The following is a 23,740-nucleotide window of genomic DNA, read 5'->3' as shown; positions in this document are numbered from 1 at the left end:
GGCATAATTAGCCAGAGAAACAGACAACACAGGCAAAATACACCCGATGCAGACGTTAACTATCCGCACCCCCGATGACTGGCACTTACATTTCCGCGACGGCGATATGCTGGGCGAGACCGTACCGGCAACAGCCCGTTGCTTCGCCAGAGCGATTGTCATGCCGAATCTGGTTCCGCCGGTCACCAATGCTGAAATGGCAACTGCGTATAAGCAGCGCATTGAAGCAGCGCGACCAGCGGGGAGTCAGTTTGAGCCGTTAATGACGCTCTATCTGACCAATCAGACGACTGCTGAAGATATTGCAGCGGCAAAAGCAGCCGGGGTGGTTGCCTGTAAATTATATCCGGCGGGTGCAACGACTAACTCTGATGCAGCCGTTTCTGCCATTGAAGCACTTTATCCTGTGTTCGAAGCCATGCAGGCCCACGGTCTTTTATTGTTGATCCACGGCGAAGTCACAGAAAGTCACATCGATATTTTCGACCGTGAAAAAGTGTTTATCGATACCCACCTGCGTCCTATTGTTGCAGCTTTTCCTGAACTGAAGATTGTATTTGAGCACATCACCACGGCCGATGCCGCTGAGTTCGTGATGCAGGCCAGTGATAATGTGGCTGCGACCATTACGCCCCAACACCTTCTGCTGAACCGTAATGATTTACTGGTTGGCGGTGTACGTCCCCATAACTATTGTTTACCGGTACTGAAACGCAATACTCACCAGAAGGCGTTACAGGAAGCGGTAGCCACCGGCTCGCCTAAATTTTTCCTGGGCACAGATTCTGCGCCTCATGCCCGACACCGTAAAGAAAATGCCTGCGGTTGTGCCGGTTGTTACAGCGCCTGGAGTGCTATTGAGCTTTATGCAGAAATATTTGATGAGCTGAATATTCTGGATAAATTTGAAGGCTTTGCCAGTCTTCACGGTGCAAACTTCTATGGTTTGCCGTTAAATGAAGGCACCATCACGCTGGTTAATTCTCCGTGGCAGGTGCCTGAAGTGGTTACATTACCGGACGGCACTGAAATGGTACCGTTTCATGCAGGGAAGACACTTAAATGGAAGCTGGAGCAGTCTCTTTCTTAAGATGGCTCACCGGCGGTCTGAGTCTTCTGGCCAGCGTTCTCTTTTCTGTTAACGCTGAGCCCTTGTCGGTTATTGTCAGTCCTGTGCCTGTGTTTTCTGAGGAAACGCAGGATGGCGAATTACGCGGGTATACGGTCAATCTTATCCGCGGAGTGTTGTCAGAAGCCGGGCTGGAAGACAGTATCAGACCGGAACCTTTTGCCCGCATGCTGGCGGATTTGAAAAAGAATCCGCATCAGTTGGGGGCCTCGGTAGTACGCACTCCGCAAAGAGAATCCCAATATCACTGGATCATGCCGGTAACGGCAACGCCCAATCAACTGTACATTAAAAAAGAAAGTGTTTTTGCCCGTTCAGGGGTATCGTCGCTGAACCAGCTTTCTTCCATTGCAGTTATGCGCGATGACTACCGTCATAAGTTGCTCAGACAAGCCAATGTGTCCGGCGTACTGGCGGTGAATTCCTGGGAACAGGCTATCGGCACATTGCTAAGAGACCGGGTTGAAGGTGTGCTTTTTTCTTCAGCCGGCGTCCGTCTGGTGTGCGCGCAAGCCCTGATGGATTGCGATGAACTTATCCCGGCTTACACCACCGGCACCCCTGTCAGTTACCTGGTTCTGCCGAAGACAGAGGGCAGTGATGCGCTGGCTTTGACCCTCACGCAGGCGGCAGAACGGTTCAGGCAAACCCCGGCATTTCGCCAGCTCGTCGATGAGGTGCAGGATGAATTCACGGCTTTCGGTCTCATCGCCCGTACCGATGATGGTGTGTTGTATTTGTCAGACTCCCGGAGTATCGACAAAGCAGAGCATATCTGGGTGTTAGGGGAGCTCTCCGGTGATTTCGCGAAACTAAATTCGCGGCAGGAACTGGTGGGATATAGTGCTGATTTAGTGCGCGCTTTGTTACTTGAAGCCGATGTCGATGCCCCCTTGCTGGCAGTGCCCTGGCAGCGGTTAATGCGGGAATCACTGCAAAAGCCCAATGTGCTGGCATTTACCGTGGCCAGAACCCCGGAGCGTGAAGAGCTCTTCCACTGGATAACGCCGGTAACCCGCAATAGTTACGGACTATTCGGGCTGGACGACGAAACCTGGGAGAATATAGACGATATTCCGAAAGGTAAGGTCACAGGAACAATCAAACGTGACTTTCGCAGCGATATAGCCCGTAAAGCGGGACTGCCTGTGGTGGAGTTCGATTCATGGGGAGAAGTGGTTGAAGCTCTGCATCAGGGAGATATTGACCTGGCATTTGCATCGCCCGGCGCCATGGACCACGGATGCAGGCAAAGTGCAGCCGGTTGTAAGAACATACAATTAGCTACCCGTCACAGTGAAGTGACTACCTGGGTGGTATTGTCGAAATCCGGAACAGATCCGATGCTGGTAGAAAAATTCACAGAAGCTGCCAGCCGGTTAAAACAATCAGAGAAATATTTGCAGTGGGCTGAGCGCTGGGCGAGAGACATTAACCAGCGCAGTAATACCCGCTATTCGGTCAGGGATGGCATCATATATTTATATAGTATCGATAAGACACAATGACACAATTTTCAGAATTACACGCAATTTCCACCCCGCTTCAGGACGCTCTGGGCCGGCTTGGATTCCCGTCAATGACACCGGTTCAGGCCGGTACGCTGCCGCAGGCGCTGGAAGGCCGCGATATCATGGCTCAGGGGCAAACCGGCAGTGGCAAAACTGTTGCTTTTGCGGTGGCAACACTTAACCGGGTTGAAGTCACGGAATTTACTACTCAGGTTGTGGTGCTGTGTCCCACACGGGAACTGGCTGCACAGGTGGCTGAGCAATACCGTGGAGTGGGGCAGTGTATGTCGAATCTGAAGGTGCTTACATTGTGCGGCGGTGAGCCCATGGGTCCGCAAATTCAGTCTCTGAAACATGGCGCTCATGTGATAGTGGGTACGCCGGGCCGTATCCTTGATCACTTACAGAAAAACCGGATTGATTTGAGCGGCGTGACATCGCGGGTGCTGGATGAAGCTGACCGCATGCTCGACATGGGTTTTGCAGACGATGTAGATGAAATTTTTTCCTACACCGCTGAGCAGGTGCAGACATTACTCTTTTCTGCTACCTGGACCGACGGTATTAAACGGATGGCGAATAAATATCTCGCTGATCCGCTCACCTTCACTGCTAAGGCTGATGTGGTAGCGAATCCGGATATTGAGCAACAGGCGTATTCGGTAGAAGAGCATACCCGTCTCAATGCCTTAAAAGCCGTGCTGACCACCATTCAGCCAACCAAAGCGATTTTGTTCTGTAATACCCGTAAACGGGTGACCGAAGTGGTGGATGAGCTGACTGCTGCCGGATTTTCCGTAGCCGGTTTGCAGGGGGAAATGGAACAACGTGAGCGTACCGACGTACTGGCCCGTTTCGCTGCTGAAGCGTTGTCAGTGCTGGTGGGAACGGACGTTGCTGCCCGTGGTCTGGATATCAAGGAAGTCGACTGTGTGATTAACGTGGATGTCAGCGAAGATGCAGATACCCATACACACCGTGTAGGGCGAACCGGCCGGGCCGGAGCGAAAGGTCTGGCGGTCACACTGGTCAGTGAGCGCGAGAAGGATCACTTCGAAAAGATTGAAGCATTCGCGGAAATGAAAATTCCTCTGAAAGGCTCACAGAGCCTCCGTTTTCATGCAAACCGTATCACCAGCCCTGTATATGTTTGTCTGCATGTGAATGCAGGTAAAAAAGAAAAATTACGTCCCGGTGACTTCCTTGGCTCGCTGGTGAAAGACGCAGATATTGCTGCTGATGATATTGGTAAGATTCAGGTGCAGAACTCTCAGAGCTTCGTCTCGGTGAAAGAGCGCAGTGCGAAGCGTGCATTAAAACTGTTCCGGGAAGGGAAGATTAAAGGCAAGCGTGTGCGTGCCCGCAAACTGGGTTAAGAAGACGGTAAACTACACAATGATTCGCTTATGGCGGACATTCACCGCTTTTGGCAGCGGTTATTTTTCAGCCTGATATAGTGGGGAGCGCAACTCACCACTCAGGCTGAAAAGGAGGCTCCATGTACGATGAGTTTTTATCCGTTTCCGTGTGCGATTATGCAGATGCATTGCCGCGTAGTCAGTTCATATATTACGACATCCATTCACTGTGGCAACCCGTACCACGTATTGCCGGGCCGGCCTTTACGGTTAAGTGTGAACCCGGCGACCATCTTATGCTTCATGCCGCAATATACCGTGCAAATCCGGGCGATATCATCGTTGCACAGGCCGATGATATGTACGCGCTGGCTGGCGGGAACGTGTGTGCTATAGCGCAGCAGCGGGGTGTTGCCGGATTTATTATCGACGGTGTAATCCGTGATGTGCAGGAAGTGCGGGAGATGGAATTTCCTGTTTTTGCCAGAGGCGTATGTCCGAAACCCGGCGCGAAGAAGGTATTGTCTCCCCTTAATCAGCCGGTTGAATGCGGTGGGGTTACTGTGAACCCGGGCGACATCATTGTTGCAGACGAAGAGGGGATCGCGGTTATTCCTCTGGCTGATGCAGCAAGTGTTCTGGATATCGCCAAAAAGAGAAATGAAAAGGATTCATCAGTGTCATTAGCACAATGGCAGGATGATCATCTTGAAAAAGTGGAATCCATCCTCACTAAGCTAGGGTTTAAAGAATAACCCGGACCCTCACATGTTTTCATTTTTTGAACGGCTGACCAGGCCGTTCCCTGACGAAGCCCCGACCCAACCACCAGAGGGGATCGTTGCTTTTTGTCGTCATTATTCACGGGGAATGTGGCGCATTATTGCTGTTGTATCCTTATTGAGTGCAATTATTGCTGCGCTGGAAGTGGCATTGTTCGGCTTTCTGGGTCAGTTGGTAGACTGGTTTTCAGCCCATGACCGTGACACATTCCTGCAGGACGAAATGTGGACCCTGGCGGGAATGGGGTTTGTGGTTCTGGTATTAATCCCGGGCTGTATTTTGTTGCGTTCTCTGTTCAACAGGCAATCGCTGATGGGAAACTATCCCATGCGGATCCGCTGGCAGGCCCACCGTTATCTGCTGGGACAGAGTTTAAGTTTCTTTCATAATGAATTTGCCGGCCGTGTCGCCACAAAGGTGATGCAAACGTCACTGGCTGTCCGCGAAACCGTAATGAAACTGCTGGATCTGATGGTGTACATCTGTGTGTACTTCATATCAATGGTGGTACTGGTTTTCTCAACGGACTGGCGTCTGGCTATGCCACTCATCATCTGGTTCTTCGTTTACATTGGTATTTTGCGCATTCTGGTACCGAAGCTGAAAGCGGTATCGCAAGCTCAGGCAGATGCAAGAGCCGTAATGACCGGGCGTATCGTCGATAGTTATACCAATATCACTACCGTAAAACTGTTCTCTCACAGCCGGAGAGAAGCGGATTACGCGAAAGAAAGTATGGATGGCTTCCTGCAAACGGTTTATCCGCAAATGCGACTGGTGACCATTCTGGAAAACTGTGTGGAACTGGCTAATGCCATACTCATCTTTGCTATCGGCGCATTGTCTGTCTATCTGTGGATGCATGAAATCGTGTCACCGGGAGACATCGCTGTGGCCATCAGTCTGGTATTGCGCTTAAACGGCATGTCTCACTGGGTTATGTGGGAAGTATCATCGCTGTTTGAGAATCTCGGTACGGTACAGGACGGAATGAATACGCTGGCGAAGCCTGTTGAGGTGAAAGATGCCGGCGATGCAGACGCCCTTGCCGTGAAAGGAGGCGCTATCCGTTTTGATAACGTGAACTTCTCCTATACCGGTAGTGATAATCGTGACATCAACGTGTTTAATCAACTGGATATTGCCATCAAGCCGGGTGAAAAGGTTGGTCTGGTAGGGCGTTCAGGGGCCGGAAAATCAACCCTTGTTAATCTGCTGATGCGTTTTTACGATACCAATAGTGGTGAAATTCGCATTGACGGACAACCGGTAAAGTCTGTTTCACAGGAGACGTTAAGAGAAAAAATCAGCATGGTGACCCAGGATACATCTCTGATGCACCGTTCTGTGCGGGATAACATCATCTACGGGCGTACTGACGCCACAGAAGAAGAAATGATAGAAGCGGCGAAGCAAGCTGAAGCCCATGATTTTATTCTTTCACTGTCCGACAGTGAAGGGCGTACCGGCTATGATGCCCACGTGGGTGAACGGGGCGTGAAGCTTTCCGGCGGTCAAAGACAGCGTATCGCCATTGCCCGTGTACTACTAAAAGATGCGCCCATTCTGATCCTTGATGAAGCGACTTCGGCGCTGGATTCTGAAGTTGAAGCAGCGATACAGGATTGCCTGAATTCAGTGATGGACAACAAAACCGTGCTGGCAATTGCCCACAGGCTGTCTACCATTGCACAAATGGACCGGCTGCTGGTGCTGGACCGGGGAGAAATTGTGGAGTCGGGTACACACAGTGAGCTTGTTGCCCGTAACGGCATTTATGCGAAACTCTGGGCGCACCAGACCGGCGGCTTTATCGGTGTGGAATAGGGTAAAGAGACGGATTGAAACCATACCGGAGAGGCAGAATAAGGCGCCCCGGTGAAAGAAGATAAGTGGCCTTGTGATTCAAAACTGGCTGCACCAGAGGGATTTTGATGACAGCCAGTGTTGTATCTGTAGCGAGGATGGGTATAATACGCGTCCCTCCCTTGCGAATCCGCGATTTTCCTTAAAGAAACGCCTCAGAATTCACAAGGGAAGTGCAACTGAAATTTGTCCGTACAGACAACAGGGGTGTAGTTCGAATTGGTAGAACAGCGGTCTCCAAAACCGATGGTTGGGGGTTCGAGTCCCTCCACCCCTGCCAGAATTAAAATGCTATAGCGAACGTTGTAGCGACTGACGACGCAGTATTGCTAGGATCGTGAAATGAGCGAAAAAACGGAAAGTACGTCCAATCCGTTGGACATGATGAAATGGTTAGTGATCTTTGCATTACTGGCCGGTTTGATTGCTGCAAACCACATGTTCGGTGAGGTTTCAGTGTTGGTACGTGCGCTTGTCGCCGTTGCAGTCGTTGCTGTAGCCGGCTTTATTGCGGCCACGACTGAAAAGGGCAGTGCGTTTCTCACATTTGCCAAAGAATCCCGCATGGAAGTGCGTAAAGTTATCTGGCCAACCCGTCAGGAAACTAACCAGACAACACTAATCGTAATGGCTGCGACGTTAATCATGGCACTGCTGCTGTGGGGCCTTGACGGCATTATCGTACGTTTAGTTGCCTTCATCACCGGAATTGGAGTGTAAGATGTCTGAAGAGAATCAAACACCAGAAGAAAATCAGGCAGCATCAGAAAGCGCTGCACCAGAAAATAAAAAGCGCTGGTATGTTGTTCAGGCTTATTCGCAGTACGAATCCCGCGTAAAGAAAACGCTGCTTGAATACATCAAAATGCACGAAATGGAAAAGTTCTTTGGTCAGGTACTGGTACCTACTGAAGAAGTGGTTGAAATGCGTGCTGGTCAGAAACGTAAGTCAGAGCGTAAGTTCTATCCTGGCTACGTGCTGGTAGAAATGGAAATGAACGAACAGTCATGGCACTTAGTGAAGAGCGTACCTCGTGTACTGGGCTTCATCGGTGGCACCTCTGACCGTCCTATGCCTATCACTAAGCGTGAAGCAGATGCGATCCTGAACCGTCTGGAAGAAAATACAGACAAGCCAAGACCAAAAACTCTGTTCGAGCCGGGCGAAGTGGTTCGTGTTACCGACGGTCCTTTCGCAGACTTCAACGGCGTTGTCGAAGAAGTGGATTACGAAAAGAGCCGCGTAAAAGTATCGGTTCTGATCTTCGGCCGTTCTACCCCTGTCGACCTGGAATTTGGTCAGGTAGAAAAAGGTTAATCGCACATAGCGTATTTGAAAAAACCTGCTCCGGCAGGTTTTTCTGTTTTATGAGAGCCCTGTTTCAGGATTTCTCAAACTTAAGGTTGCATAAGTCGACTATTTGTTGTACATTACGCGCCCTTCGAAACCGAACGGGAAGCCGATTGAGTAAATATTCTCGAGTATTTACGAGGCGTTATACCCACTAACGAGAGCATTAAAATGGCTAAGAAAGTAACTGGCTTAATTAAGCTTCAGGTTGCAGCAGGTGCTGCTAACCCTTCTCCACCAGTTGGTCCTGCACTGGGTCAGCATGGTGTGAACATCATGGAATTCTGTAAGGCTTTCAACGCAAAAACTGAAAGTCTTGAGAAAGGCGCTCCGGTACCAGTAGAAATTACTGTATACGAAGACCGTTCTTTCACATTCGAAACCAAAACTCCTCCTGCGTCTTATCTGCTGAAAAAAGCAGCTGGCATCAAGAGTGGTTCTGGCCGTCCTAACACTGAGAAAGTTGGTACAGTTACCCGCGCTCAATTGGAAGAAATTGCCAAGACTAAAGAGCCTGATCTGACTGCTGCTTCTCTGGACGCTGCTGTACGCACTATCGCGGGTTCTGCTCGCGCCATGGGTCTGAACGTAGAGGGTTAATCGAATGGCTAAACTGACTAAACGCGCTCGCCTGATCCGCGAGAAAGTAGACGCGACTAAAGATTACGATATCAACGAAGCTGTTGCTCTGCTGAAAGAACTGGCTACTGCTAAGTTCGCAGAAAGCGTAGACGTTGCTATCAACCTGGGTATCGATGCGAAGAAATCTGATCAGAACGTACGTGGTGCAACTGTACTGCCTAACGGTACTGGTAAAGATGTTCGTGTTGCAGTATTCACTCAGGGTGCAAACGCTGAAGCTGCTAAAGAAGCGGGTGCGGACATCGTAGGTATGGACGACCTGGCTGAGAAAGTTAAAGCGGGTGAGATGGACTTTGACGTAGTGGTTGCCAGCCCTGACGCAATGCGCGTTGTTGGTCAACTGGGTCAAATCTTAGGTCCACGTGGCCTGATGCCTAACCCTAAAACTGGCACTGTAACGCCTGACGTTGCAACTGCAGTTAAGAACGCTAAAGCTGGTCAGGTTCGCTACCGTAATGATAAGAACGGTATCATCCACGCCAGCATCGGCAAAATTGCTTTCGAAGCTAACCAGATTCAAGAGAACCTGGAAGCCCTTCTGGAAGCACTGAAGAAAGCTAAGCCTTCTTCAGCTAAAGGCCTGTACATCAAGAAGGTAAGCCTGAGCACCACTATGGGCGCTGGCGTATCTGTTGATAAAGGTACTGTAGGTCTGTAAGACTTTTTACAGATGGCATAGCCCGTCTGTCTCTTAAAGGTTATGGGTTGGAGCTGTTGTATATCGCCAAAAGCGAATAACGATAGCTCCCGTCCAAGACCGCAGGCGCTAAGCGGCAAAAGAGGTAAGAGAACTTTTGCACCAACGCTTAACTTAATACAACAGCCTGCGCAGACGGTGGTTTCGACTCAGACTCTCTGGGATAACGAACACCGTAGAGCGGTACATCTACTTTAAGTAGATGTATCAATCTGTGAACACTGATGAACGGGAAGGGTAACCGGAACGGACATCAGATTTTATGAGGTGAACTCAGTGGCACTAGGTTTAGCAGCAAAAAAAGAGATCGTAGCAGAAGTTTCTGAAGTTGCGTCTCGCGCTCTATCCGTAGCCGTTGCTGAATACCGTGGGATGGAAGTTGCAGAACTGACTGACCTGCGTGTTAAAGCCCGTGAGCAAGGCGTATACCTGAAGGTTGTACGTAATACTCTGGCTAAGCGTGCATTGGCAGACAGCAATTTTGCAGACTTAGAAAGCGCCTTAACTGGCCCGCTTATCTATGGTTTCTCTATCGACGCACCGGGCGGTGCGGCACGTCTTTTCAAAGACTTCGGTAAGACTAACGATAAGCTGAAAGTTACTGCACTTTCAATTGGTAGTGGTTTACTTGGTCCAGAGAAACTGGATGCAGTAGCAGCCCTGCCTACCCGCGACGAAGCGCTTGCAAGACTTCTTGCGACCTTCAAAGCACCAGTTGGCAAGTTCGTTCAAACTATCAACGAAGTTCCTGCCAAATTTGTGCGTGTATTGGCGGCGGTCAAAGACACCAAGTAATTGGCGTTTTTGGCATATTGATTTTTTTAACTATTTAATCCCGGGAGTTTAGAGAAATGGCTCTGACTAAAGAAGATATCTTAAACGCGATCGCTGAAATGCCAGTAATGGAACTGGTTGAACTGATCGAAGCAGCTGAAGAAAAATTCAACGTGTCTGCGGCTGCTGTTGCAGTTGCTGGTCCTGCTGCAGGCGGCGAAGCTGCTGCTGTTGAAGAAAAGACTGAATTCGACGTTGTAATGACTTCATTCGGTGGCAACAAAGTTGCAGTAATCAAAGCAGTTCGCGGCGCGACTGGCTTAGGTCTGAAAGAAGCTAAAGAACTGGTAGAATCAGCTCCTAAAGCTATCAAAGAAGGCGTAGCTAAAGATGAAGCTGAAGCACTGAAGAAAGAGCTTGAAGAAGCTGGTGCAGAAGTAGAAATCAAGTAATCTAATTTGCTTAGATTACCTGCCTGAAACGGCAAGGCTGGTGGTTAATATTGACCACCAGCCTTTTTGCGCTGTAGGGTGTACAGTTTTTAACCCTTTACTGTATCCACCAAAAGCATATCGGAAATTAAATAAATGAGCAGAAAACCAAAGTCTTAACTAACTATTTGGTTAAATTTTGGTGTATGCTATTTAATTACCCCGAAAAAGGGTCGTGGAAGTTTGTTGTTTGACTAGTTCAGACAGCAGGTTGGGTCAAAAATCAGCAGGCTGAGGAACCCATGGTTTACTCTTATAGCGAAAAGAAACGTATCCGTAAGGATTTTGGCAAACACCCACAGGTATTGGAAATTCCATACCTCCTTTCAATTCAGCTAGATTCATTCAAAAAATTTATTGAAATCGATGCAGATGGTCAGTACGGACTGGAAGCTGCTTTCCGTTCTGTCTTCCCAATTAAGAGCTACTCTGGCAGTTCAGAGCTGCAGTATGTGAGCTATCGTCTGGGCGAACCGGTTTTCGATGTTAAAGAATGTCAAATTCGAGGCGTCACGTATTCAGCCCCATTAAGAGTAAAACTTCGTTTAGTGTTGTTCGATAAAGATGCAGCGCCGGGCACGGTTAAAGACATCAAAGAACAAGAAGTGTACATGGGCGAAATTCCATTGATGACAGAGAACGGTACGTTCGTCATCAACGGTACTGAGCGTGTAATCGTTTCTCAGTTACACCGTTCACCCGGTGTGTTCTATGATCACGATAAAGGGAAGACTCACTCTTCCGGTAAGGTACTGTATAACGCACGTGTTATCCCTTACCGTGGTTCGTGGTTAGACTTTGAATTCGATCCTAAAGATAACCTGTTCGTTCGTATTGACCGTCGCCGTAAGTTGCCTGCAACGATTATCTTACGTGCGCTGGAAATGACGACAGAAGAAATTCTGGATCTGTTCTTCGATAAAGTACAAATCCGCATTCAGGACAATAAGCTTCTGATGGAAGTTGTGCCTGATCGTCTGCGTGGTGAAACTGCACAGTTTGATATCAAAGACAACGAAGGCGAAGTCATCGTTGAAACCGGTCGTCGTGTATCTGCACGTCACACCCGTGCGCTTGAAAAAGCGGGTATCACTGAGTTAGAAGTACCTGCAGAATACCTCATCGGTCGTGTATTCGCGCGTACTTACGTGAACGAAGAAACTGGCGAAGTACTGGTTAATGCGAACGATGAAGTAACACTGGAATTGATGGCTGAGTTAAGCCAGGCCGGTGTTAAAGAGTTTGAAACTCTGTATATCAACGAACTGGATCACGGTTCATACATCTCAGATACACTGCGTATCGACAGCTCAACAAATCGCCTCGAAGCACTGGTAGAAATCTACCGGATGATGCGTCCTGGTGAACCACCAACTAAAGATGCTGCTGAAACGCTGTTTGACAATCTGTTCTTCTCTGAAGATCGCTATGACTTGTCATCTGTTGGCCGTATGAAGTTCAACCGTCGTTTAGGTCGTGAAGAACTGGTTGGTTCCGGTACGCTGGACAAAGACGATATCGTTTCTGTAATGAAGCAACTTATCCTTATCCGTGACGGTAAGGACGAAGTTGATGATATCGACCACCTGGGTAACCGTCGTATCCGTTCTGTTGGCGAAATGGCCGAGAACCAGTTCCGTGTAGGTCTGGTACGTGTTGAGCGTGCGGTTAAAGAGCGTCTGTCTCTGGGCGACCTCGACAACGTAATGCCACAGGATCTGATCAACGCGAAGCCTATTTCTGCAGCAGTTAAAGAGTTCTTCGGTTCTTCTCAGCTGTCTCAGTTCATGGACCAGAACAACCCGCTGTCAGAAGTAACGCACAAGCGTCGTATTTCTGCATTAGGTCCGGGTGGTCTGACACGTGAACGTGCAGGCTTTGAGGTTCGTGACGTTCACCCGACACACTACGGTCGCCTGTGTCCAATCGAAACCCCTGAAGGTCCCAACATCGGTCTGATCAACTCATTGGCGAGCTTTTCTCGTACCAATGACTTTGGTTTCCTGGAAACACCGTTCCGTCGTATTATTGATGGTGTTATCAGTGACGAAATCGACTATTTGTCGGCCATCGAAGAAGGTCAGTTCAAGATCGCACAGGCAAACGTTGCAGTTGATGAAAACGGCGCACTGATTGATGACCTGATCCCTTCACGTCACCGTGGTGAAACCACGCTGATGCCAAAAGAAGAAATCAAGTACATGGACGTGTCGCCTCAACAGATCGTTTCTGTTGCTGCCAGCATTATCCCGTTCCTGGAACACGATGACGCTAACCGTGCATTGATGGGTGCGAACATGCAACGTCAGGCAGTACCTACACTGCGTGCTGATAAACCGCTGGTTGGTACTGGTATGGAGAAAACCGTTGCGGTTGACTCTGGTGTAACTGTTGTTGCTAAACGTGGTGGTATGGTTGATTACGTAGATGCGAGCCGCATCGTAATCAAAGTAGATGAAGACGAGATGCTTCCGGGTGAAGCGGGTATCGATATCTACAACCTGACGAAATACACCCGTTCTAACCAGAACACCTGTATCAACCAGAGACCTACCTGTAACGTTGGTGACCCGATTGTTGCCGGTGACGTACTGGCCGACGGTCCGTCTACAGACCTGGGTGAACTGGCGCTTGGTCAGAACATGCGTATCGCGTTCATGCCGTGGAATGGTTACAACTTCGAAGACTCGATTCTGATCTCAGAGCGTGTCGCACAGGAAGACCGTTTCACCACTATCCACATTCAGGAACTGAGCTGTATCGCCCGTGATACTAAGCTTGGGCCAGAAGAGATTTCTTCTGATATTCCTAACGTGGGTGAAGCTGCACTGGGCAAGCTGGATGAATCCGGCGTTGTTTACATCGGTGCGGAAGTGAAAGGCGGCGATATTCTGGTTGGTAAAGTAACGCCTAAAGGCGAAACGCAACTGACGCCAGAAGAGAAACTGCTACGTGCTATCTTCGGTGAAAAAGCATCTGACGTAAAAGACACGTCTCTGCGTGTACCTAACTCTGTTCACGGTACTGTTATCGACGTACAAGTCTTTACCCGTGACGGTGTTGAAAAAGATAAGCGTGCACTGGAAATTGAAGACATGCAGTTACGTCAGGTTAAGAAAGACCTGTCTGACGAATTCAATATCCTGGCCGACGGTATCTTTGCCCGTGCACGTAACTTGCTGATCAACGCAGGCGTTGATGAAGCGAAGTTAGACAGCATGCCTCGTGAAAAATGGTTAGAGATCCCTCTGACTAACGAAGATGCACAGAACGAACTGGATCAAATCGCTGAACAGCACATTGAAATCAAATCTGATTTCGATAAGAAGTTCGAGAACAAGCGTCGCAAGATCACCCAGGGTGATGACCTTGCTCCGGGCGTGCTGAAGATTGTTAAGGTTTACCTTGCGGTTAAACGTCACATCCAGCCTGGTGATAAGATGGCTGGTCGTCACGGTAACAAAGGTGTTATCTCAACAGTAATCCCTGTAGAAGATATGCCTTACGATGTTAACGGTACGCCGGTAGACATCGTACTTAACCCGCTGGGTGTACCATCGCGTATGAACATCGGTCAGATCCTCGAGACCCACTTAGGTATGGCGGCTCACGGTCTGGGTGTGAAGATTGATCGCATGATCAAAGAACAGGAAGAACTGGCTAAGCTGCGTGAGTTCCTGAAAGAAGTTTACACCTTAGGTGAGAATCACCAGGAAGTAGACATCGACAGCTTCACCGATGACGAAGTACGTCGCCTGGCAGAAAACCTGCGTAAAGGTGTTCCTGTTGCGACACCAGTATTCTCTGGTGCGAAAGAAGCAGAAATTAAAGCAATGTTGAAACTGGCTGACCTGCCAGAAAGCGGACAGATTCAATTGTTCGACGGCCGTACCGGTCGCGAATTCGAACGTCCGGTAACGGTAGGTTACATGTACATGCTGAAACTGAACCACTTAGTAGACGACAAGATGCACGCCCGTTCTACCGGTTCTTACAGCCTGGTTACACAGCAGCCTCTGGGTGGTAAAGCACAGTTCGGTGGTCAGCGCTTCGGTGAGATGGAAGTGTGGGCACTGGAAGCATACGGTGCTGCTTACACACTGCAGGAAATGCTGACTGTTAAGTCGGATGACGTTAACGGCCGTACCAAAATGTACAAGAACATTGTTGATGGCGATCACAGAATGGAGCCTGGCATGCCAGAATCCTTCAACGTATTGCTTAAAGAAATTCGTTCACTCGGTATCAACATCGAGCTGGAAGAAAAGTAATACGGCTAACGCCATTGTATGATTTGATGGCCCGGTTCGCCGGGCTATAGAGACTGACTCCGCCGGGAGAGTAATGTGAAAGACTTATTAAAGTTTCTAAAGCAACAAAACAAGACAGAAGAATTCGATAATATTCGAATTGGTCTGTCATCACCTGACATGATTCGTTCATGGTCATTTGGTGAAGTTAAGAAGCCTGAAACCATCAACTACCGTACGTTCAAGCCTGAGCGTGATGGTCTGTTCTGTGCGCGTATTTTCGGACCTGTAAAAGACTACGAATGTCTTTGCGGTAAGTATAAGCGTCTGAAGCACCGTGGTGTTATCTGTGAAAAGTGTGGCGTTGAAGTGACATTGACCAAAGTACGTCGTGAGCGTATGGGTCACATCGAACTGGCCAGCCCGGTTGCCCACATCTGGTTCCTGAAATCACTGCCGTCACGTATCGGTCTGATGCTGGATATGACTCTGCGTGATATCGAACGTGTACTGTATTTCGAATCTTATGTTGTTACCGAACCTGGTATGACAACGTTAGAGCGCAGCCAGCTTCTGAACGAAGAAGAATATCTGGATGCTCTTGAAGAGCACGGTGACGAGTTCGAAGCGAAAATGGGTGCTGAAGCCGTTTTCGATCTGTTGAAAGTCCTCGACGTAGATGCAGATGTTGCTGCAATGCGTGAAGAGCTGCCTTCAATCAACTCTGAAACTAAGCGTAAGAAAATCACTAAGCGTCTGAAGCTGCTTGAGTCATTCCAGCAGTCTGGTAACAAGCCAGAGTGGATGATCATGACTGTACTGCCAGTTCTGCCACCGGACCTGCGTCCTCTGGTACCACTGGACGGCGGTCGTTTTGCGACTTCTGACCTGAACGATCTGTATCGTCGTGTTATCAACCGTAACAACCGTCTGAAGCGTCTGTTGGATCTGGCTGCGCCGGATATCATCGTACGTAACGAAAAGCGTATGCTTCAGGAAGCGGTAGATGCGCTGCTTGATAACGGTCGTCGCGGTCGTGCAATTACCGGTTCTAACAAACGTCCTCTGAAATCTCTTGCCGACATGATTAAAGGTAAGCAGGGTCGTTTCCGTCAGAACCTGCTCGGTAAGCGTGTTGACTACTCAGGCCGTTCTGTAATCACCGTTGGTCCTACACTGCGTCTGCACCAGTGTGGTCTGCCTAAGAAAATGGCACTTGAACTGTTCAAGCCATTCATCTACGGCAAACTGGAAGGCCGTGGTCTGGCGACTACCATCAAAGCTGCTAAGAAGCTGGTAGAGCGTGAAGCACCGGAAGTATGGGACGTTCTGGATGAAGTCATCCGCGAACACCCTGTGTTACTTAACCGTGCACCAACACTGCACAGACTGGGTATCCAGGCGTTCGAACCTACCCTGATCGAAGGTAAAGCGATTCAACTGCACCCACTGGTGTGTGCGGCATATAACGCTGACTTCGACGGTGACCAGATGGCGGTTCACGTACCTCTGACTATTGAAGCACAGTTAGAAGCACGCGCCCTGATGATGTCTACCAACAACATCCTGTCTCCTGCGAACGGTGAGCCAATCATCGTACCTTCACAGGACGTTGTATTGGGTCTGTACTATCTGACCCGTGACAAAGTAAACGGCCGCGGCGAAGGCATGGTATTCACCAGCCCGCACGAAGCTGAAAAAGCGTACCGTACCGATGCGGCAGAACTGCATGCACGCGTAAAAGTACGTATTACTGAATATGACATTGCTGAAGACGGCACCAAAACTGAGAAAGTAACATTAACTGACACTACTGTTGGTCGTGCGATTTTCTCTCTGATCCTGCCTAAGGGTTTGCCGTTTGAAATTATCAACCAGGCAATGGGTAAAAAGCAGATCTCTAAACTGCTTAACGAGTGTTACCGTACGCTGGGTCTGAAAGACACTGTTATTGCAGCTGACCAAATCATGTATACCGGTTTCCACTACGCGATGATCGCGGGTGCGTCTGTAGGTATCGACGATATGGTTATTCCTGATGCGAAGAAAGATATCATCGAAGGCGCTGAAGCCGAGGTTATCGAAATTCAGGAACAGTTCCAGAACGGTCTTGTAACAGCCGGTGAGCGTTACAACAAAGTTATCGATATCTGGTCGAACGCCAACGAAAAAGTTGCCCGTGCGATGATGGATAACCTGAAAACGGACACCGTTATTAACCGTGACGGCGAAGAAGAAGAGCAGGCATCATTTAACTCTGTTTACATGATGGCCGACTCCGGTGCTCGTGGTAGTGCCGCTCAGATTCGTCAGCTTGCTGGTATGCGTGGTCTGATGGCTAAGCCGGATGGCTCAATCATCGAAACACCTATCACGGCTAACTTCCGTGAAGGTCTGAACGTACTACAGTACTTCATCTCAACTCACGGTGCCCGTAAGGGTCTTGCCGATACGGCACTGAAAACTGCGAACTCCGGTTACCTGACTCGTCGTCTGGTAGATGTTGCACAGGATTTGGTTATCACCAATGACGACTGTGGCACGTTTGAAGGCGTGAAGATGACACCACTGATTGAAGGTGGTGACGTTGTAGAGCCGCTGCGTGAGCGTGTACTGGGTCGTGTGGTAGCAGAAGACGTAATCAAGCCGGGTACTGACGAAGTGCTGGTTGAACGTAACACGCTGCTGGACGAAGCGCTGGTAGACATGCTGGAACAGAATTCTGTTGACCAGATGATGGTTCGCTCGGTTATCACTTGTGACAACGACTTCGGTGTTTGTGCTAAGTGTTACGGTCGCGACCTTGCCCGTGGCCACATGGTGGCTAAAGGTGAATCTGTTGGTGTTATCGCTGCTCAGTCAATCGGTGAGCCGGGTACACAGCTTACCATGCGTACATTCCACATCGGTGGTGCGGCATCAAGAGCGTCAGCAGAAAACAGCGTGCAGGTTAAAACTGCAGGTAGCCTGAAAATGCATAACGCTAAGTTCGTTCGTAATACCGACGACAAAGTGGTTATCGTTTCACGTTCAACCGAGCTGACTGTTATCGACAGCCATGGTCGTGAGAAAGAGCGTTATAAGGTGCCTTACGGTGCAATCCTGTCTGTTGATGATGGTGCTGCTGTTGAAGCCGGCGAAATAGTTGCGAACTGGGATCCGCATAGTCACCCAATCATTGTTGAGCGTCCGTCTAAGATCTCGTTTGCAGATATCGACGACTCCAACACTGAGATGCAGCAGGACGAGCTGACCGGTCTGACCCGTATTGTGGTTAAAGACCTGGCTAAGGTTAACGCCAAAGAGCCTAAGCTTATTCTTGAAAGCGAAGAAACGGGTCTGCAGGAAATTCGTCTGCCAAGCTTCACCACTATCGAAGCGGCAGATGGCAAACTGGCTCATGCCGGTGACGTGTTAGCACGTATCCCGCAGGAAAGCTCGAAGACACGTGATATCACCGGTGGTCTGCCACGGGTTGCTGACCTGTTCGAAGCGCGTAAGCCGAAAGAACCTGCAATCCTGGCTGAAATCTCCGGTACCATTGGTTTCGGTAAAGAAACCAAAGGTAAGAAACGTCTGGTTATCACACCGAAAGACGGTGCCGATGCTTACGAAGAGATGATTCCTAAGTGGCGTCAGCTGAACGTGTTCGAAGGTGAATCTGTAGAGCGCGGTGAAGTTCTGGCCGATGGTCCTGAGTCTCCACACGATATCCTGCGTCTGCGTGGTATCAGTGCGGTTTCTAACTACATCGTGAACGAAGTTCAGGAAGTTTACCGTCTGCAGGGTGTAAAAATTAACGATAAGCACATCGAGGTGGTAATCCGTCAGATGCTGCGTAAGTGTATTATTACTGCTGCCGGCGATACTCAGTTCCTGGAAGGCGAACAGGTTGAAGTGGCTCACGTTAAGATCGCGAACCGTGAAATGGAAAAAGCCGGTAAACTGCCTGCACTGTATGAAACACAGTTGCTGGGTATTACTAAGGCGTCACTGTCTACAGAGTCATTCATCTCTGCAGCATCGTTCCAGGAAACTACACGCGTACTGACAGAAGCCGCGGTACAGGGCAAAGAAGACGATTTACGTGGTCTGAAAGAAAACGTAATTGTTGGTCGTCTGATCCCTGCCGGTACCGGTTTCGCATACCACGAGCGTCGTATGCAGAAACGTGCTGAAGCCATTGAAGAGATGTCTGTATCTGCTGCTGAAGCAGAACAGGCACTGACTGAAGCATTAAATGCTGAAGTGAGTGGTGGAGACGCATCAGACGAGTAAGACTTGTCACTGAACGGTGGATATTTCGCCGTTCAGTGCATTCAGGGTATGCAAACGTGAATAATCGCCTGGTTATCCTTTGTACACCTTGACACTGGCTTATGAGATCATTAGAATTCCGCGACCCAATTTCTGGTAAGTCCGCTTAATTTAGCGAAGACATACTGAAACAGGGCCGCGGTTTTTTTGTTTTCGGGGCGGGTAAATGTAGAGCACGTTTACAACAAGCTTCAGATTCAATAAGCCGTTTAACAGACCCGACCATGGATCGGGTTTTCATTTTTTACTAACAGGAGCTAGTTAATGGCAACAGTTAACCAGTTAGTGCGTAAGCCACGTCGTCAGCCAGTTGCAAAAAGCAACGTAGCTGCACTGCAAGCTTGCCCACAACGTCGTGGTGTATGTACTCGTGTATATACCACTACGCCTAAGAAACCAAACTCTGCACTGCGTAAAGTATGTCGTGTACGTTTAACTAACGGTTTCGAAGTGTCTTCATACATCGGTGGTGAAGGCCACAACCTGCAAGAGCACAGCGTTGTTCTTATCCGTGGTGGTCGTGTTAAAGACTTACCAGGTGTTCGTTATCACACTGTTCGCGGTACTCTGGACTGCGCAGGCGTTAACGATCGTCGTCAAGCCCGTTCTAAGTACGGTGCGAAGCGGCCTAAATCTTAACGGTTCTCCGTTAGTAAGGCCAAACTGAAGTAATCAGAGTTTTGGGATTTCCCTGAATTCATACGGAGAATTGTAAAATGCCAAGAAGAAGAGTCGTAGGTCAACGTAAAATCCTACCAGAACCAAAATTTGGTTCACAACTGCTTGCTAAATTCATGAATGTCGTAATGCTCGACGGCAAGAAATCAGTTGCTGAAAAGATTGTTTACGGTGCGCTTGATATTGTTGCTGAAAAAACCGGCAAAGCACACTTAGACGTGTTCGAAGACGCTCTGGACAACATCCGTCCTACAGTGGAAGTTAAATCACGCCGTGTGGGTGGTTCTACTTACCAGGTTCCTGTAGAAGTTCGTCCTGTTCGTCGTAACGCGCTGGGTATGCGTTGGATGGTAGAAGCGGCACGTAAACGTGGCGAAAAGTCCATGGCACAACGCCTTGCAGCTGAAATGTTAGATGCAGCAGACAACAAAGGTTCTGCGGTTAAGAAACGTGAAGACGTTCACCGTATGGCCGAAGCGAACAAAGCGTTCGCACATTACCGTTGGTAATCAACGTTTAAACTGAGAGAGACGTATGCCTCGTAAGACCCCAATTGAACGTTATCGTAATATTGGTATTGTCGCTCATGTAGATGCGGGTAAAACCACCACTACTGAGCGTGTCCTGTTCTATACAGGGTTATCACACAAAATCGGCGAAGTGCATGATGGCGCAGCCACCATGGACTGGATGGAGCAAGAGCAGGAGCGTGGTATCACGATCACTTCTGCTGCTACCACGTGCTTCTGGTCTGGAATGCAGCAGCAGTACGATCAACACCGTATCAACATCATTGATACGCCGGGACACGTTGACTTCACCATTGAAGTTGAACGTTCTCTGCGTGTTCTTGATGGTGCGGTGGTTGTATTTTGTGGGTCTTCCGGGGTAGAGCCTCAATCAGAAACAGTCTGGCGTCAGGCTGATAAATATCGTGTACCGCGCATGGTTTTCGTCAATAAGATGGACCGTGCCGGTGCCGATTTTGAACGTGTTGTGGGTCAGATCCGCAAACGTTTGGGCGCAACCTGTGTACCGATTCAACTGAATATTGGTGCAGAGGAAGAATTCCGTGGCGTCATCGATTTAATCAAGATGAAAGCCATCAATTGGAATGCAGAAGACATGGGTATGACTTTTACCTATGAAGACATTCCGGCTGAACTGGTTGCTAAAGCAGAAAAATACCGCACAGAGATGATCGAAGCGGCTGCAGAGGCTTCCGAAGAGCTGATGGAAAAGTACCTGGAAGGCGAAGAGCTGACCGAAGAGGAAATCCGTCAGGGTCTGCGTACCCGCGTACTGAACAACGAAATTGTTCTGGCAACCTGTGGTAGCGCATTTAAGAACAAAGGTGTTCAGGCTGTGCTGGATGCCGTTATTGAGTATTTGCCTGCACCAGTCGACATTCCTTCTATTAAAGGTGTGTTAGACGACGGCGAAGAAACTGAAGCAGAGCGCCATGCTGACGACAGCGAACCGTTTTCTGCTCTGGCATTCAAAATTGCCACAGACCCGTTCGTGGGTACCCTCACGTTCTTCCGTTGCTATTCCGGCGTGGTTAACACAGGCGATACCGTCTATAACCCCGTGAAGCAAAAACGTGAGCGTTTTGGTCGTATCGTGCAGATGCACGCTAAAGACCGTGAAGAATTAAAAGAAGTTCGTGCCGGCGACATTGCCGCAGCTATCGGACTGAAAGACGTGACCACCGGTGACACCTTGTGTGATCCGAATCATGTTATTACACTTGAGCGTATGGAATTCCCTGATCCGGTAATCTCCATCGCCGTAGAGCCAAAATCTCAGGCAGACCAGGAAAAAATGGGTCTTGCTCTGGGTAAACTGGCTGCAGAAGACCCGTCGTTTAAAGTACATACTGATGACGAAACCGGACAAACAATCATTTCCGGTATGGGTGAACTGCACCTCGATATTATTGTCGACCGTATGAAGCGCGAATTTAAGGTTGAATGTAACGTAGGTAAACCACAGGTTGCTTATCGTGAGACTATTCGCAGCAAGGTTGAAGCGGAAGGAAAGTTTGTCCGTCAGTCAGGCGGACGTGGACAATTTGGTCACGTCTGGCTACGTATCGAGCCACAGGAAGAAGGTGCAGGCTACGAATTCGTGAACGAAATCGTTGGCGGTGTTGTACCTAAAGAATTCATTCCTGCGGTAGACAAAGGAATTCAGGAGCAGCTGCAAAATGGTGTGCTGGCAGGGTATCCTGTACTTGATGTAAAGGTTACACTGTTCGACGGTTCATATCATGATGTTGACTCTTCTGAAATGGCGTTTAAGATCGCCGGCTCTATGGGTTTCAAGAAAGGTTGTGCTGAGGCAAATCCAGTATTGCTCGAACCCACTATGAAAGTTGAAGTAACAACTCCAGAAGATTGGATGGGTGATGTTGTAGGCGATCTGAATCGTCGTCGCGGCATGATCGAAGGTATGGAAGACGGTGTAGGCGGGATCAAGATTGTTCGCGCGAAAGTACCGCTTTCAGAAATGTTTGGGTATGCGACTGACTTGCGTTCACAAACGCAGGGTCGTGCGTCATACTCTATGGAGTTCTTCAATTACTCTGAAGCGCCTAGCAATGTTGCAAAAGCGATTATCGAATCAAGAAACTAAATCTTAATGAAGGTTCGGTCCGGTCTGTATTGGGTCGGACTTTTAACTTAGGAAACGAGAAAAATGGCAAAAGAAAAGTTTGAACGTACGAAACCCCACGTAAACGTGGGTACAATCGGCCACGTTGACCACGGTAAAACCACTCTGACCGCAGCAATCACTACTGTACTGTCTAAGACTTACGGCGGTTCTGCTCAGGCTTTCGATCAAATCGATAACGCGCCTGAAGAAAAAGCTCGTGGTATCACCATCTCTACTTCACACGTAGAATATGACACGCCTACCCGCCACTACGCGCACGTAGACTGTCCTGGACACGCCGATTACGTTAAAAACATGATTACTGGTGCAGCTCAGATGGACGGCGGTATCCTGGTAGTTGCTGCGACTGATGGTCCTATGCCACAGACTCGTGAGCACATCCTGCTGGGTCGTCAGGTTGGTATCCCTTACATCATCGTATTCATGAACAAATGTGACATGGTTGACGATGAAGAGCTGCTGGAACTGGTTGAGATGGAAGTTCGTGAACTTCTGACTGAATACGAATTCCCGGGCGACGATCTGCCAGTAATCAAAGGTTCTGCTCTGAAAGCCCTTGAAGGCGACGCAGAGTGGGAAAAGAAAATCATCGAACTGGGTGAAGCACTGGATTCTTACATTCCAGAGCCAGAGCGTGCTATCGACAAGCCGTTCATCCTGCCAATCGAAGACGTATTCTCAATCTCAGGCCGTGGTACTGTTGTAACTGGTCGTGTTGAGCAAGGTATCATCAAAGTTGGTGAAGAAGTAGAAATCGTTGGTATCAGAGATACAACCAAAACTACTTGTACCGGTGTTGAAATGTTCCGTAAACTGCTTGACGAAGGTCGTGCAGGTGAGAACGTTGGTGTTCTGCTGCGTGGTACTAAGCGTGATGACGTTGAGCGTGGTCAGGTACTGGCTAAGCCTGGTTCAATCACTCCTCACACTCAGTTTGAAGCGGAAGTATACGTACTGTCTAAAGATGAAGGCGGTCGTCACACTCCATTCTTCAAAGGTTACCGTCCACAGTTCTACTTCCGTACAACTGACGTAACTGGTGCCGTTGAGCTGCCAGAAGGCGTAGAAATGGTAATGCCTGGTGACAACCTGAAATTCGTCGTTGACCTGATCGCTCCAATCGCGATGGAAGAAGGTCTGCGCTTCGCAATCCGTGAAGGTGGTCGTACAGTAGGTGCTGGTGTTGTAGCTAAAATCATCAAGTAATTGATGAC

Annotated in this window: 17 protein-coding genes and 1 tRNA gene; all 18 read left to right on the top strand. The window is 49.0% G+C overall.

The features are described 5' to 3' along the window. Positions 1 to 46 precede the first annotated feature (46 nt). The gene (gene pyrC, locus ACXAH4_RS17225; RefSeq protein WP_474882764.1) at positions 47 to 1,090 is read left to right on the top strand and encodes a dihydroorotase; all 1,044 of its coding nucleotides are present in this window, start codon (positions 47 to 49) and stop codon (positions 1,088 to 1,090) included. Then, positions 1,063 to 2,637 carry a substrate-binding periplasmic protein gene (locus ACXAH4_RS17220; protein ID WP_474882762.1) on the top strand — a complete coding sequence of 525 codons (1,575 nt, stop codon included), beginning with the start codon at positions 1,063 to 1,065 and terminating at the stop codon, positions 2,635 to 2,637. The genes pyrC and ACXAH4_RS17220 overlap by 28 nt, the downstream gene beginning before the upstream one ends. Continuing rightward, on the top strand, positions 2,634 to 4,016 hold the full coding sequence (gene dbpA, locus ACXAH4_RS17215) for an ATP-dependent RNA helicase DbpA (RefSeq protein ID WP_474882760.1): 1,383 nt from the start codon (positions 2,634 to 2,636) through the stop codon (positions 4,014 to 4,016). The genes ACXAH4_RS17220 and dbpA overlap by 4 nt, the downstream gene beginning before the upstream one ends. A gap of 122 nt (positions 4,017 to 4,138) precedes the next feature. Further along, positions 4,139 to 4,753 carry an RraA family protein gene (locus ACXAH4_RS17210; RefSeq protein ID WP_474882759.1) on the top strand — a complete coding sequence of 205 codons (615 nt, stop codon included), beginning with the start codon at positions 4,139 to 4,141 and terminating at the stop codon, positions 4,751 to 4,753. 13 nt (positions 4,754 to 4,766) lie between these two features. Further along, positions 4,767 to 6,608, top strand: coding sequence for an ABC transporter ATP-binding protein (locus ACXAH4_RS17205; RefSeq protein WP_474846217.1), 1,842 nt, complete (start codon positions 4,767 to 4,769; stop codon positions 6,606 to 6,608). Positions 6,609 to 6,850: 242 nt separating this feature from the next. Continuing rightward, a tRNA-Trp gene (locus ACXAH4_RS17200) sits at positions 6,851 to 6,927 on the top strand. Between the two features lie 62 nt (positions 6,928 to 6,989). Next, the gene (gene secE / locus ACXAH4_RS17195; RefSeq protein ID WP_119502620.1) at positions 6,990 to 7,367 is read left to right on the top strand and encodes a preprotein translocase subunit SecE; all 378 of its coding nucleotides are present in this window, start codon (positions 6,990 to 6,992) and stop codon (positions 7,365 to 7,367) included. A 1-nt stretch (position 7,368) separates the two neighbouring features. Further along, a complete protein-coding gene (nusG, locus tag ACXAH4_RS17190; protein WP_119502619.1) occupies positions 7,369 to 7,965 on the top strand; it encodes a transcription termination/antitermination protein NusG in 597 nt (198 codons plus the stop codon). Positions 7,966 to 8,169: 204 nt separating this feature from the next. Beyond that, complete coding sequence (gene rplK, locus ACXAH4_RS17185; protein WP_070123202.1) at positions 8,170 to 8,598, top strand: 50S ribosomal protein L11; 429 nt, start codon at positions 8,170 to 8,172, stop codon at positions 8,596 to 8,598. 4 nt (positions 8,599 to 8,602) lie between these two features. Further along, entirely contained in the window at positions 8,603 to 9,298 is a 696-nt protein-coding gene (rplA, locus tag ACXAH4_RS17180; protein WP_119502618.1) for a 50S ribosomal protein L1, read from the top strand. A 315-nt stretch (positions 9,299 to 9,613) separates the two neighbouring features. Then, positions 9,614 to 10,132 carry a 50S ribosomal protein L10 gene (gene rplJ, locus ACXAH4_RS17175; protein ID WP_474846215.1) on the top strand — a complete coding sequence of 173 codons (519 nt, stop codon included), beginning with the start codon at positions 9,614 to 9,616 and terminating at the stop codon, positions 10,130 to 10,132. Between the two features lie 56 nt (positions 10,133 to 10,188). Continuing rightward, positions 10,189 to 10,563: a 50S ribosomal protein L7/L12 gene (gene rplL / locus ACXAH4_RS17170; RefSeq protein ID WP_474846213.1), complete on the top strand. Its 375-nt coding sequence runs from the start codon at positions 10,189 to 10,191 to the stop codon at positions 10,561 to 10,563. A gap of 281 nt (positions 10,564 to 10,844) precedes the next feature. After that, positions 10,845 to 14,873 carry a DNA-directed RNA polymerase subunit beta gene (rpoB, locus tag ACXAH4_RS17165; RefSeq protein WP_474846211.1) on the top strand — a complete coding sequence of 1,343 codons (4,029 nt, stop codon included), beginning with the start codon at positions 10,845 to 10,847 and terminating at the stop codon, positions 14,871 to 14,873. Positions 14,874 to 14,948: 75 nt separating this feature from the next. Next, positions 14,949 to 19,130 (top strand): DNA-directed RNA polymerase subunit beta', encoded by a 4,182-nt coding sequence (gene rpoC / locus ACXAH4_RS17160; protein WP_119502614.1) that lies wholly within the window; start codon positions 14,949 to 14,951, stop codon positions 19,128 to 19,130. A 303-nt stretch (positions 19,131 to 19,433) separates the two neighbouring features. Further along, a complete protein-coding gene (rpsL, locus tag ACXAH4_RS17155; protein ID WP_070123207.1) occupies positions 19,434 to 19,808 on the top strand; it encodes a 30S ribosomal protein S12 in 375 nt (124 codons plus the stop codon). A gap of 77 nt (positions 19,809 to 19,885) precedes the next feature. After that, positions 19,886 to 20,356, top strand: coding sequence for a 30S ribosomal protein S7 (gene rpsG, locus ACXAH4_RS17150; protein ID WP_070123208.1), 471 nt, complete (start codon positions 19,886 to 19,888; stop codon positions 20,354 to 20,356). A gap of 25 nt (positions 20,357 to 20,381) precedes the next feature. Next, complete coding sequence (gene fusA, locus ACXAH4_RS17145) at positions 20,382 to 22,484, top strand: elongation factor G (RefSeq protein WP_474852893.1); 2,103 nt, start codon at positions 20,382 to 20,384, stop codon at positions 22,482 to 22,484. Between the two features lie 63 nt (positions 22,485 to 22,547). Next, a complete protein-coding gene (tuf, locus tag ACXAH4_RS17140) occupies positions 22,548 to 23,732 on the top strand; it encodes an elongation factor Tu (RefSeq protein WP_474845340.1) in 1,185 nt (394 codons plus the stop codon). The last annotated feature ends 8 nt before the right edge of the window (positions 23,733 to 23,740 follow it).

This window comes from Alteromonas sp. ABV2_168 (genome assembly GCF_056161165.1).
The sequence above is the reverse complement of the archived record's forward strand: the minus strand, read 5'-3'. Positions and strand labels throughout refer to the sequence as shown.

Coding starts and splice junctions, on each gene's coding strand:
- nusG (WP_119502619.1), top strand. CDS start 7,369: ATGTCTGAAGAGAATCAAACACCAGAAGAAAATCAGGCAGCATCAGAA.
- rplL (WP_474846213.1), top strand. CDS start 10,189: ATGGCTCTGACTAAAGAAGATATCTTAAACGCGATCGCTGAAATGCCA.
- rpsL (WP_070123207.1), top strand. CDS start 19,434: ATGGCAACAGTTAACCAGTTAGTGCGTAAGCCACGTCGTCAGCCAGTT.
- ACXAH4_RS17210 (WP_474882759.1), top strand. CDS start 4,139: ATGTACGATGAGTTTTTATCCGTTTCCGTGTGCGATTATGCAGATGCA.
- rplK (WP_070123202.1), top strand. CDS start 8,170: ATGGCTAAGAAAGTAACTGGCTTAATTAAGCTTCAGGTTGCAGCAGGT.
- rpsG (WP_070123208.1), top strand. CDS start 19,886: ATGCCAAGAAGAAGAGTCGTAGGTCAACGTAAAATCCTACCAGAACCA.
- ACXAH4_RS17220 (WP_474882762.1), top strand. CDS start 1,063: ATGGAAGCTGGAGCAGTCTCTTTCTTAAGATGGCTCACCGGCGGTCTG.
- rpoB (WP_474846211.1), top strand. CDS start 10,845: ATGGTTTACTCTTATAGCGAAAAGAAACGTATCCGTAAGGATTTTGGC.
- fusA (WP_474852893.1), top strand. CDS start 20,382: ATGCCTCGTAAGACCCCAATTGAACGTTATCGTAATATTGGTATTGTC.
- pyrC (WP_474882764.1), top strand. CDS start 47: ATGCAGACGTTAACTATCCGCACCCCCGATGACTGGCACTTACATTTC.
- ACXAH4_RS17205 (WP_474846217.1), top strand. CDS start 4,767: ATGTTTTCATTTTTTGAACGGCTGACCAGGCCGTTCCCTGACGAAGCC.
- tuf (WP_474845340.1), top strand. CDS start 22,548: ATGGCAAAAGAAAAGTTTGAACGTACGAAACCCCACGTAAACGTGGGT.
- dbpA (WP_474882760.1), top strand. CDS start 2,634: ATGACACAATTTTCAGAATTACACGCAATTTCCACCCCGCTTCAGGAC.
- rplA (WP_119502618.1), top strand. CDS start 8,603: ATGGCTAAACTGACTAAACGCGCTCGCCTGATCCGCGAGAAAGTAGAC.
- secE (WP_119502620.1), top strand. CDS start 6,990: ATGAGCGAAAAAACGGAAAGTACGTCCAATCCGTTGGACATGATGAAA.